This window comes from Amycolatopsis sp. DSM 110486 (assembly GCF_019468465.1).
GTDB lineage: Bacteria > Actinomycetota > Actinomycetes > Mycobacteriales > Pseudonocardiaceae > Amycolatopsis.
The window spans coordinates 1,851,503-1,862,889 of the sequence record NZ_CP080519.1 but is presented as its reverse complement, the minus strand read 5'-3'; the positions used below and the strand labels follow the sequence as shown (position 1 = coordinate 1,862,889).

Genomic DNA, 11,387 nt, shown 5'->3' with positions numbered 1-11,387 from the left:
TTCGACGTGAGGGAAAACTTGTGAATCGGCAGCCGCTGCGCCTGGCCATCATGGAGGCCACCCGCATCCTCACCGAGGCGGGCGTGGAGTCGCCGCGGACGGACGCGGACCTGATCGCCGCGCACGTGCTCGGGGTCGATCGCGGGCGGTTGCCGATGGTGCCGCTGGTCGACCCACCCGTGATCGAGGCGATCGGGCAGCTCGTGGCGCAGCGCGCGAAGCGGATCCCGCTGCAGTACCTCACCGGGTGGGCCGCGCTGGGCAACATCACGGTGAACGTGGGCCCCGGCGTGTTCGTGCCGCGCCCGGAGACCGAGCTGCTGCTGGACTGGGGCCTGAAGTTCCTCCACGGACGCGAGTTCCCCGTGGTCGTCGACCTGTGCACGGGGTCCGCCGCGCTGGCCCTGGCGCTGGCGCACGAGCGGCCGGACGCCGTCGTGTACGCCGTGGACGTCGACCCCCAGGCGCTCGCGTGGGCCCGACACAACGCCGACGTGCACTCCGACGCCGGGGACACCCCCGTGCGCCTCTACTCGGGCGACATCGCCGACCCGACGATGTTCGCCGAGCTCGACGGCCTCGTCGACCTGGTGCTCTGCAACCCGCCGTACGTCCCCGAAGGCACGCCCGTGCCCCCGGAGGTCGCCGAGCACGACCCGGCGCGCGCGGTGTTCGCCGAGGAGAGCGGCCTGGCGGTGATCCGCCACGCCATCGCGGCCGGCGCCCGCCTGCTGCGTCCCGGCGGTGGCCTGGCGATCGAGCACGACGACACCCACGGGTCGGCCGTGCCGGCGCTCGTGCGGGCGCGCCGCGTGCTCACCGCGGTCGAGGACCACCCCGACTTCACGGGCCGGGCCCGCTACGTCACGGCCCGCCGCCTCGGCTGAAGCCGGGCCGAAACCGCGCGGTTCGCCGTAGTCTCTCGCGCATGGCCTGCCGGATCACCGAACTCGTCATCGACTGCGCCGACCCCCAGCGTCTGGGGAACTTCTGGTGCGAGGTCCTCGGCTACGTCGAGCTCGGCTGGGAGGGCGCCGACCTGGAGATCGGCCCGCCCGGCGGCTTCGGCGGGCCGCTGCCGACCCTCGTGCTCAGCCGCAGCGACGAGCCCAAGCGCGGGAAACTGCCGCTGCACCTCGACGTCAACCCGACTGATCGCGACCAGGACGCGGAGCTCGAGCGCCTCCTCGCCGCGGGCGCGCGCCCGGCCGACGTCGGGCAGACGGGCGAGGAGTCCTGGCACGTGCTGGCCGACCCGGAGGGCAACGAGTTCTGCTTGCTCCGCCGCCGGGTCGACGCGGTGGGCAGCCCGAGCACCGCCGGCTGAACCGAGCTGGAGCGGCCATCTCGAACCCGCGCCCGGCTCGTCCCGTCTGCCGTTCGAACGACAGGTTCGGCCGGTACGCCACCTCTGTCCGACTTTCGTCGTGAGGCAATGGGGCGGATTTCGTTCGCAACCCTAACGATCCGCGGTCGACTGAATACCGTCGATCTTCGGGCCCGCCCGCCCCGGGCGGCCCGATCGTGAAGGGGAGTGTGGATGAGACCCTCCTGGATCCCTGTCCGGCGCACGACGAGGCGCGTCTCGAAGGTGGCCGCCGTCGTCGCGGCCGTCGCCTTGCTGCCCGGGCTGACCGCCGGCACGGCGAACGCCGACACGTTCACCCGCGGCTGGCCCGCGCCGCTGAACTCCGCGCACTGGGCCGACCAAGCGGCCATGACGTGGAACGACTACCGCAAGGTCCCCGGCACAAACTGGGCCGACCCGTCGCTCGAGCCCACCGAGCGCACGTTCAAGGGCGCCGTGGTGCTCGCGGACTACCCGGACGAGGACTTCGTGGTCACGAAGGCGCCGCACTCGACCGTCTTCGGCAACCCCGGTCCGTCCGCCAGCAACCTCGCGCGCGAGAACGTGGCGCAGTACTACCAGGACTTCCTCAACAAGCCGGAAACCCTCAACCACGGCCACACCATCAACGAGTACTGGATGGAGGACTCCGGCGGCCGCTTCGGCGTGGACCTCACCGCGTTCGGGCCCTACCGCATGCCGGGCAAGTCCTTCGAGTACGGCATGGAGTTCCAGGACAACGCGTGCCCACAGGGCTCGACGTGCGACCGCGACCTGCGCACCGACGCGCGCGCCGCGTGGAAGGCCGACGTCGGCGCCCTGGCCGACCAGTTCGACTTCGTCTTCTTCCTCTCCGCGGGCCAGGACGAGAGCTCGACGTGGCAGGAGTTCGGCGAGATGAAGTTCGGCAGCCAGGACGCCGTGCCGGACGAGTTCGGCCCGCCCGGCGACGAGAGCCTGCCCAACTGGGCCGACACCCGCTACGTCCCGTGGACGTCGTGGGCCTCGGCGTCGAGCATCTGGCCCAACGCGCAGAACGGCTCGTCGACGCAGGCCGAATCGTCCGGCCAGGGCACCTACGCCCACGAGTTCAGCCACATCCTGGGCATCGGCGACAACTACAACAACCCGTTCGGCGTCCCGCCGCAGCGCGCGTACACCGGCCCGTGGGAGATGCTTTCGCGCGGCAGCTTCAACGGTCCCGGCGGCCCGCACACGCGCTGGCAGATCCCGGCCACCGAAGGCGGCTCGATGGGCGCGCACCACATGCTGCGCAACAAGCTCAAGCTCGGCATCGTCGACCCCGCCGACGTGCTGCAGCTCGACCGCGACCAGCTCGCGAAAACCGGTCCCGTAACGGCGCGGATCACCGCGCGGGAGGCGGCACCGGAACCGGGCGCGTACACGGGGCTGAACATCGCGCTGCCGGGCGGCGACAAATCCCCGAAGTGCGACCGCAACACCGACCCGCTGTGCGACGGCGGCGGTTACGACAACTACACGCTCGAGGTCGTCGACCGGATGGGTTCGGACTCCTTCGCGCCCGACTCCGGCGTGCTGCTGGCCAAGACCAAGAACAAGGACGCGGCGCCGTTCGAGTGGATCGTCGACGCGAACCCGCAGGACATCGGCCTCACCGACTACGTGAAGCCGGACGGCACGCCGGTGAAGATCACCGTCGGCGACTACCGGCAGCTCAACGACGCGGCGTTCAAGGCCGGCACGGGCTCCTCGGGCGCGTACGAGTACACCGACGAGGCCAACCGGCTGCACTTCCTGGTCACCGACCTCGCGCGTGACCGCAGCGGTGTCTTGTCGTACACGGTCACCGTCGCTTCGCTCGACGGTGCGGGCCCGCAGGCGCGCGGTGCGCACCTGTGGCCGGCGCTGCCCGCGTTCACCAAGGGCGGGCTCGCCACGTGCGACTTCCGGCTGCTCAACACCGGTTCCCCGCGCGGGGCGAAGGCGCCGTACGACAGCGACACCTACCGGCTGAGCGCGAGCACCGACGCGAAGGGCTGGGAAGTCCGGTTGCCCAACGAGCTGGCGACGGCGAAGTTCGGGCAGACCGCCCAGATCGCCGCCTACGCGAAACGGGCACCGGGCGCGCCGTACACGGCGCGGGTCAAGCTCACCGCCACGTCGGTGAGCGATCCGGCGAAGACGAGCACCACCACCTGCACGGCCATCGGGTTCTGACCCGGCGTCCCCGGCACCTGACCACCGCATTCAGGTGCCGGGGACGAGGGCTAGGCTTCGCGGCATGAGTGCGGTGTACGACTGCAGCAAGCGCGAGTCCCGGGCCGAAGGGCTGGCCACCGCGGCGTCAGCGGTGAGGTCGAGCAGGTTGGTGGTCCTGCCGACCGACACCGTCTACGGCATCGGTGCCGACGCCTTCGACGCGGGCGCCGTGCAGGCGTTGCTGCGCGCGAAGAACCGCGGCCCGGACATGCCCGTGGGTGTGCTCGTCGGTTCGTGGTCCACAGTGGACGGTCTTGTGCTCGGCCTGCCGCCGCAGGCGCGGGCGCTCGTGGAGGCGTTCTGGCCGGGCGACCTGTCGATCGTGCTCCCGCACGCGCCGAGCCTGCAGTGGGACCTCGGGCAGTCGCGCGGCACCGTGATGCTGCGGATGCCGCTGCACCCCGTGGCGCTGGAGCTGCTGCGCGACGTCGGCCCGATGGCCGTGTCGAGCGCCAACGTCTCCGGCCGCCCGCCCGCGTCCACCGCGGCCGAGGCGCAGGATCAGCTGGGCGACTCGGTGTCGGTGTACCTCGACGGCGGTTCGAGCGGCGAGGCCGTGGCGTCGTCGATCGTGGACCTCACGGGCGAGAATCCGGTGGTGCTGCGCGAAGGCGCGGTCACGCGCGCGGCGATCGCCGAGGTCATGGGCGTGCCCGCCGAGTCGCTCGCCTGAGCGGTCCACAGGGGAGGCTCCGCCAAACCGCGTCACATCCGGTCGCGGTAGCGTGACGCGGTGACTCGGACCCCCCGGCAGGCGTGACGCGGTCATGCCCCCTGTGCAAGGACTTCTCCCCATCCGGGAGTACCTCCTCGTCGCGCTGACCGCGACGGCGGTGACCTACCTGCTCACCGGCGTGGTCCGCCGCGTCGCGATCCGCATCGGCGCGATCGCCAACCCGCGCGCCCGCGACGTCCACGTGACGCCGATCCCTCGCATGGGCGGCGTCGGCATCTACCTGGGCGTGGCCGCGGCGATGGGCCTGGCGCACCAGTTGCCCGCGCTGAGCCACGGCTTCGACGCTTCGCTGGACTCCGTGGGCGTGCTCCTGGCGGCCGGCGTCATCTCGCTCATCGGCGCGCTGGACGACCGGTTCGAGCTCGACGCGTGGACGAAGCTGGCCGGCCAGGTCATGTGTGCGGGGATCCTCGTGCTCTTCGGCGTGCAGTGGGTGTCGTTCTGGGTGCCGTGGGGCGGCACCGGCGACTCGTTCGGTTCGGTGCTCGTGCTGGACAAGAACCAGGGCGCGCTGCTGACCGTGGTGATGGTCGTGGTGATGGTCAACGCGATGAACTTCGTCGACGGCCTCGACGGCCTCGCGGGCGGCCTCGGCTTCATCGCCGCGACGGCCACGTGCGCGTTCTCGCTGGGCCTGCTCGACAGCACCGGCGGCGACTTCGGCACCTACCCGCCGGCCCTCATTGCGGCGACGCTGGCGGGCGCGTGTCTGGGCTTCCTGCCCTACAACTTCCAACCCGCCAAGATATTCATGGGCGACTCCGGCTCCATGATGATCGGCCTCGTGCTCGCCGGCGCGACCACCTCCGCGAGCGGCCGCGTCAGCTACACGCGCTTCTCGGCCTCCGACGCGCTCGCCCTGCTGTCGCCCTTGGTCGTGGTCGTGGCGGTGCTCTTCGTGCCCGTCCTGGACCTCGTGATGGCCGTCATCCGCCGCACCCGCCGCGGCGAAAGCCCCTTCGCGGCCGACAAGATGCACCTCCACCACCGCCTGCTCGAGATCGGCCACTCCCAGCGCCGCGCCGTCCTGCTCATCTACTTGTGGGCCGGCATCCTGGCCTTCGGCGCGGTGTCCGTGACGCTCTTCGACGACACGGCCGTGTTCTGGGTCATCGGGGCGGGTCTGGTGGTGGCCGTGCTGGTGTCCTTGGTGCCGCGGTTGAGGGCGCGGCGCCGTTCCGCGGGCTGAGTGTTCGCGAATTCCGGTTCACCTCCTCTCGACGTCTCCGGCGCCTCCTTGTGAATGTCCGGTGGGGCGAGGAATCGAGGTGAAAATGCGCCAAATCGCGGTGGTCCTGTCGGCTGCGGGTTCGATGATGGCGACCTTTCCCGGGGCTGGCGTCGCTGCCGAGCCGACGGGGGCGAGTCCGGCCGAATCACGAAAAACGGTGCTGTGGACCAGGCGTCCTCGATCGGGCACGCGAGTCGCTCGCGCTGAAGTGGTCGGACTCGGTGCCGCCGGCACGGCCCGAACGACGGCCGCTCGGTGCGGGTTCTCGGTCCGCTTTTCCCAGCCCGCAACGCGTTCGGCCACGTCAGTCCCCATCGGACGGTTTCGGTCGGCATCGTGACCGCGACCAGTCTCGGCGGGATCGCGCTGGCGTGCACCAATCCCTGCCGTCCCCGGGCCGCGTGAACCGTTTCCGATGAATTCGCCGCGGCAGTTGTCTCGCGGGTCATTCTTGTTCAATTCCGCGACCGATCATTCTGTCGCGAAAATGAATTCGGCTGCCCCGGGTTCGCGCCGGCGTGGACCCGGGGCAGCCGCTTGTGCTGCTGGCCGCAGGCCGGGGGTCAGGAGACCAGGTCACCAGGTTCTCTACACTCGATGCCGAACCGAGTAGGGAGCCCAGCTGTGAGCGAAACCGAAACCTCGACCGACGCGACGGAGAACCCGCACGCCAAGGTGGTGCTGCAGGCTGCTCGCGCGATGACGAAGGCTTCGCTGCTGGTCACGCTGCCGGCGGTGATCGTGTGCATCGCGGTGTTCAGCATCATCTACGGGCTGCACGGTTTCCTCGGCTCGCTGGTCGGCGCGGTGCTCGCGATCCTGGCGGCCCTGTCGACACTCGGGCTCATGCGCTTCAGCGCGGGCCAGGACCCCATGTTCGTCATGGTGATCGCGCTCGGTGGGTACGTAATCAAGGTCGTGGTGCTGTTCATCGCGCTCAAGTTGCTCAAGGGCGTGACCGAGCTGCACCCGTTGTCGCTCGGCATCACGATGATCGTGGCGATCATGGTGTCCGCCGCGGCCGAGTTCGTGGCCTTCCGCAAGACGAAGATCCCGACGATCATCCCGTCCTGACGCGAACCCGGCACCCTCGGCTACCAACAGTGAGAGCGCGCTGCGGCATCCGCGTGTGACCTGAAACACACCAGCCGACTTTCGGGTGGGTGGCGCACCTCGCCGAGGCGCTCACCTGTGGTGTTGCGAAACCGGTCGCGCGCGTCCCGGACTTGGGTCCTGGATGGACTCGGGACCTAAGTCCTGAGCTGATCGGTTGGTATGAAGTACGCGTGTACGGCACCGATTGACCTGCTGGTAGGGTCCGCTTCAAGGGTGGCGGCCTCGCCCGCGCACTCCCTCAAACGAACCGCGACCAGCAGTGTGGCGACCCGATGGTTCCGCCCCTCAGCCGCTGGTCCGAAGTGGATTGCAGGGCAGTGCTCTTGCGAGCCAACCTCTGTGCAGGGCATGAGAATCATTCACTGCGCGGTGGGGCTGGCCGCCTCCGGCGTGCTCGTGCGTATCGGGTACGTTAAGTCCAGATCGTGACGATTCCCCCGGCGGAGTGAACGCCGGCCGGGAGAACCGGGAGGAGCGCAGTGATCGCGCTGGTACTGACCGAGGGTGCTGTTTTCACGCCCCCTGGTACTGATGCCTTCGAGCTGCCGCCGTTTTTGGGGTCTGGCGACTGGGGCTTGAACAAGCCGAAGCTGCTGGTGATCATCGCTTTGATCATCGTCGCCGGCTACTTCTTGGTGGCTTCGCGCAAGCTGAAGATCGTGCCCACCAAGGGACAGTTCATCGCAGAGTCCGTCTATGACTTCAGCCGCAACAACATCACGCGGCAGCAGATCGGCTCGAAAGAGTTCAAGCCGTTCATCCCGCTGGTTCTCGCGTTGTTCACCTTTATCTTGGTGAACAACCTCTTCGGGATCATTCCCTTCTTCCAGTTCCCGACCATGGCGCGGATCGGCTTCCCGCTGGCCATGTCGCTTCTGGTGGTCTACCCGGTGTACCACTACGTGGGCATCAAGAAGTACGGGCTGGGCGGGTACCTGAAGAACCAGCTGACGCCGGCGGGGATCCCGAAGTTCGTGCTTCCGCTGTACAGCCTGATCGAGTTCATGCAGAAGTTCTTCATCACCCCGATCACGCTGGCCATCCGTGTTTTCGCCGCGATGTTCGCCGGCCACCTGATCATCATCGTGTTCACCCTGGGCGGCACCTTCCTGCTCACGGAGACCACGGGCTGGGCCCTCAAGCCGGTGTCGATCCTCGGCTGGGTCCTGGCGATCCTGATGACTTTCCTCGAGGCCTTCATCCAGGTCCTGCAGGCCTACATCTTCGCCCTGCTGTCAGCCGGGTACATCGGCGCCGCGCTGGCGTCGGAGCACTGAGAAACACACAAGCCCCCGATCCGCGCGAGTGCGCGGACCGAAGTGAAGGGAAACGCAAGTGAGCGCCAACATCGTTCTCGCCCAGGCCGCCGACGCCGCGACCAACATCAACCCCGGCCTCGCCGCCATCGGCTACGGCCTGGGCGCGATCGGCCCGGGTATCGGCATCGGCCTGATCTTCGCCGCGGTCATCAACGGCACCGCGCGTCAGCCGGAGGCCCAGGGCAAGCTGCAGGGCATCGGCTTCTCGACCTTCGTGCTCACTGAGGTCCTCGCGCTGATCGGTATCGTCATCTTCTTCATCGCCTCCTGAGCGAACCGCTCATCTCTCATCACTAAGGAGACGTCGTGCTGAAGAGTGACTTGGTGTTGGCGGCCGAAGAGCACACCAACCCGATCATTCCGGACATCCCGGAGCTGATCCTCGGCATCGTCGCCTTCCTGATCCTGCTGTTCATCCTGAAGAAGTACGTCGTCCCGCGTTTCGAGACTGCGTACGAGGAACGGGCGCAGAAGATCGAAGGCGGCATCGAGAAGGCCGAGAAGGCCCAGGCCGAGGCCGAAAACGCGCTGGCCGAGTACAAGGCCCAGCTGGCCGAGGCCCGGTCCGAGGCCGCGAAGATCCGCGACGACGCCCGGCTCGAAGCCGAGCAGATCAAGGCGGAGCTGCGGGCCGAGGCCGAGTCCGAGTCCCAGCGGATCGTCGCGCAGGGGCAGGCCCAGCTGCAGGCCCAGAGGGCGCAGATCATCGCCGAGCTGCGGGCCGACATGGGCCGCAACGCGGTGGAGCTGGCGAGCCGCATCGTCGGCGAGTCGCTCGAAGACGAGGCGCGCCGCCGCGGCACCGTCGACCGGTTCCTGACGGAGCTCGAGACCGCGTCGGCCACCAATGGAGCGGGGAAGTAACCAGAGATGACGCTGCATGCTGCGAGCCGTGAAGCGCTCGACCTCGCCGAGACCCGTCTCGGCGAGGTTCTGGCCGACGCGGGTACCGACCCCGCGACGGCCGGGGACGAGCTGCTCTCGGTCGTCGACCTCCTTGACCGCGAAATCGGCCTGCGCCGGGCGGTCAGCGACGCTTCGGCCAGCCCGGAGAGCCGCCAGGGCCTCGTCCGCCGGCTGTTCGACGGAAAGCTGAGCGAACCGGCCCTGAAGGTGCTCGACGCCGTGGCGGGCAGCCGCTGGTCAAGCCCTCGCGAGCTGGTGGACGGGATCGAGTCCCTCGGCCGCTCGGCGCTGCTCACCTCCGCCGAGAAGACCGGGAACGTCGAGACCGTCGAGTCCCAGCTGTTCCAGGTTGCACGGATCGTCTCGGGCTCCTCGGAGCTCGAGGCCGCGCTGTCCGACCTGGCCGCTCCCGCCGACGCCAAGCGGACCCTGGTCCGCGGGCTGTTCGCGGACAAGGTCGACGTGGTCACCGAGACCCTCGTCGAGCAGGTCGTGCGCCGCGCCAAGGGGCGCGGGGTCGGCAACGGGCTCGACAAGCTGGTCGCGCTGGCCGCGGAACGGCGTGAGCGTTCGGTCGCGTACGTGACCAGCGCCAACGCTCTCACCGACGAGCAGCAGGCCCAGCTCGGGTCGAAGCTCAACGGCATCTACGGGCGGACCCTCGCGCTGCACGTCGAGGTGGACCCCCGGCTGGGCGGCGGGCTCGTCGTCCGCGTCGGCGACGAGGTCATCGACGGCAGCACGGCCGGCCAGCTGGCGGCGGTGCGCCGCAGGCTGAGCCGCGCCTGACGGGTGCGCCCGCACCACAGACTTTGCACACTGGACAGAACAGAAGCGAGAGCGGGAACGAAATGGCGGAGCTGACGATCTCCTCGGACGAGATCCGCAGTGCGATCGAGAACTACGTCTCGAGTTACGCCCCGGATGTGAACCGGGAAGAGGTCGGCGTGGTCGCCGACGCCGGTGACGGTATCGCCCACGTCGAGGGCCTCCCCTCGGCCATGGCCAACGAGCTGCTCGAGTTCCCGGGCGGCGTCCTCGGTGTGGCGCTGAACCTGGACGCCCGTTCGATCGGTGCGGCCATCCTCGGCGACTTCGAGACGATCGAAGAGGGCCAGCAGGTCAAGCGGACCGGCCAGGTCCTGTCCGTGCCGGTCGGCGACGGCTACCTCGGCCGGGTCGTCGACCCGCTGGGCGCGGCCATCGACGGGCTCGGCGAGATCGAGACCACGACCCGGCGTCCGCTGGAGCTCAAGGCCGCCTCGGTGGTCGAGCGCCAGCCGGTGTCCGAGCCGCTGCAGACCGGCATCACCGCCATCGACGCGATGACGCCGATCGGCCGTGGCCAGCGCCAGCTGATCATCGGTGACCGCAAGACGGGCAAGACCGCCGTCGCCGTGGACACGATCATCAACCAGAAGGCCAACTGGGAGACCGGCGACCCGAAGAAGCAGGTCCGCTGCATCTACGTCGCGATCGGCCAGAAGGGCTCCACGATCGCGTCGGTCAAGAAGTCGCTCGAGGACGCGGGCGCGATGGAGTACACGACCATCGTCGCCGCCCCGGCTTCCGACTCGGCCGGCTTCAAGTGGATCGCCCCCTACACCGGCTCGGCCATCGGCCAGCACTGGATGTACGAGGGTAAGCACGTCCTGATCGTGTTCGACGACCTGACCAAGCAGGCCGACGCCTACCGCGCGATCTCGCTGCTGCTGCGCCGCCCGCCGGGCCGCGAGGCGTTCCCCGGCGACGTCTTCTACTTGCACTCCCGTCTCCTCGAGCGGTGCGCCAAGCTGTCGGACGAGCTGGGTGCCGGCTCGCTGACCGGCCTGCCGATCATCGAGACGAAGGCCAACGACGTGTCGGCCTACATCCCGACGAACGTCATCTCGATCACCGACGGTCAGTGCTTCTTCCAGTCGGACCTGTTCAACGCCGGCCAGCGCCCGGCCATCGACGTGGGCATCTCGGTGTCCCGCGTGGGTGGTGCCGCGCAGGTCAAGGCGATGAAGTCGGTCTCCGGCTCGCTCCGCATCGACCTGTCGCAGTACCGCGAGCTGGAGTCGTTCGCCGCCTTCGCCTCGGACCTCGACGACGCGTCGAAGGCGCAGCTCGAGCGTGGCGCGCGCCTGTACGAGGTGCTCAAGCAGCCGCAGTACTCGCCGATCCCGGTCGAGGAGCAGGTCTGCACGGTGTGGCTGGGCACCAACGGCCACTACGACTCGGTCCCGACCGAGGACGTGCGCCGCTTCAACCACGAGTTCCTCGACTCGGCCCGCCGCAAGCACACCGAGGTCCTCGGCGCGATCCGCGACAGCGGCAAGTTCGAGGACGCCACGCGCGACGCGCTCGTGAACGCGGTGAACGAGTTCAAGAAGGAGTTCACCACCTCCGAGGGCAAGCCCCTGGAGTCGAACGCCGACGCGATGGACGCCGACAAGGTCGGGCAGGAGACCGTCAAGGTCAACAAGCCCGCCCCGAAGAAGTGAG

At 69.0% G+C, this 11,387-nt stretch carries 11 protein-coding genes; all 11 read left to right on the top strand.

The features are described 5' to 3' along the window. The first annotated feature begins 20 nt into the window (after positions 1-20). Complete coding sequence (prmC, locus tag K1T34_RS08975) at positions 21-887, top strand: peptide chain release factor N(5)-glutamine methyltransferase (protein ID WP_220243823.1); 867 nt, start codon at positions 21-23, stop codon at positions 885-887. Between the two features lie 41 nt (positions 888-928). Continuing rightward, positions 929-1,327 (top strand): VOC family protein, encoded by a 399-nt coding sequence (locus K1T34_RS08970; protein ID WP_220243822.1) that lies wholly within the window; start codon positions 929-931, stop codon positions 1,325-1,327. Positions 1,328-1,540: 213 nt separating this feature from the next. Beyond that, the gene (locus tag K1T34_RS08965; RefSeq protein ID WP_220243821.1) at positions 1,541-3,547 is read left to right on the top strand and encodes a M6 family metalloprotease domain-containing protein; all 2,007 of its coding nucleotides are present in this window, start codon (positions 1,541-1,543) and stop codon (positions 3,545-3,547) included. A 64-nt stretch (positions 3,548-3,611) separates the two neighbouring features. Further along, complete coding sequence (locus K1T34_RS08960; protein ID WP_220243820.1) at positions 3,612-4,262, top strand: L-threonylcarbamoyladenylate synthase; 651 nt, start codon at positions 3,612-3,614, stop codon at positions 4,260-4,262. Between the two features lie 94 nt (positions 4,263-4,356). Further along, positions 4,357-5,514, top strand: a complete 1,158-nt coding sequence (locus K1T34_RS08955; protein WP_220243819.1) for a glycosyltransferase family 4 protein — start codon at positions 4,357-4,359, stop codon at positions 5,512-5,514. Between the two features lie 639 nt (positions 5,515-6,153). Continuing rightward, on the top strand, positions 6,154-6,630 hold the full coding sequence (locus K1T34_RS08950) for a hypothetical protein (protein WP_220243818.1): 477 nt from the start codon (positions 6,154-6,156) through the stop codon (positions 6,628-6,630). Positions 6,631-7,151: 521 nt separating this feature from the next. Then, positions 7,152-7,949, top strand: coding sequence for a F0F1 ATP synthase subunit A (gene atpB / locus K1T34_RS08945; RefSeq protein ID WP_220243817.1), 798 nt, complete (start codon positions 7,152-7,154; stop codon positions 7,947-7,949). Between the two features lie 58 nt (positions 7,950-8,007). Further along, entirely contained in the window at positions 8,008-8,262 is a 255-nt protein-coding gene (locus tag K1T34_RS08940; RefSeq protein WP_304504310.1) for an ATP F0F1 synthase subunit C, read from the top strand. Between the two features lie 35 nt (positions 8,263-8,297). After that, entirely contained in the window at positions 8,298-8,855 is a 558-nt protein-coding gene (locus K1T34_RS08935; protein WP_220243816.1) for a F0F1 ATP synthase subunit B, read from the top strand. A gap of 6 nt (positions 8,856-8,861) precedes the next feature. Next, complete coding sequence (locus K1T34_RS08930) at positions 8,862-9,686, top strand: F0F1 ATP synthase subunit delta (RefSeq protein WP_220243815.1); 825 nt, start codon at positions 8,862-8,864, stop codon at positions 9,684-9,686. A 62-nt stretch (positions 9,687-9,748) separates the two neighbouring features. Then, positions 9,749-11,386, top strand: coding sequence for a F0F1 ATP synthase subunit alpha (gene atpA, locus K1T34_RS08925; protein WP_220243814.1), 1,638 nt, complete (start codon positions 9,749-9,751; stop codon positions 11,384-11,386). Position 11,387: the final 1 nt, after the last annotated feature.

Coding starts and splice junctions, on each gene's coding strand:
- K1T34_RS08970 (WP_220243822.1), top strand. CDS start 929: ATGGCCTGCCGGATCACCGAACTCGTCATCGACTGCGCCGACCCCCAG.
- K1T34_RS08965 (WP_220243821.1), top strand. CDS start 1,541: ATGAGACCCTCCTGGATCCCTGTCCGGCGCACGACGAGGCGCGTCTCG.
- K1T34_RS08960 (WP_220243820.1), top strand. CDS start 3,612: ATGAGTGCGGTGTACGACTGCAGCAAGCGCGAGTCCCGGGCCGAAGGG.
- K1T34_RS08955 (WP_220243819.1), top strand. CDS start 4,357: ATGCCCCCTGTGCAAGGACTTCTCCCCATCCGGGAGTACCTCCTCGTC.
- K1T34_RS08950 (WP_220243818.1), top strand. CDS start 6,154: ATGCCGAACCGAGTAGGGAGCCCAGCTGTGAGCGAAACCGAAACCTCG.
- K1T34_RS08930 (WP_220243815.1), top strand. CDS start 8,862: ATGACGCTGCATGCTGCGAGCCGTGAAGCGCTCGACCTCGCCGAGACC.
- atpA (WP_220243814.1), top strand. CDS start 9,749: ATGGCGGAGCTGACGATCTCCTCGGACGAGATCCGCAGTGCGATCGAG.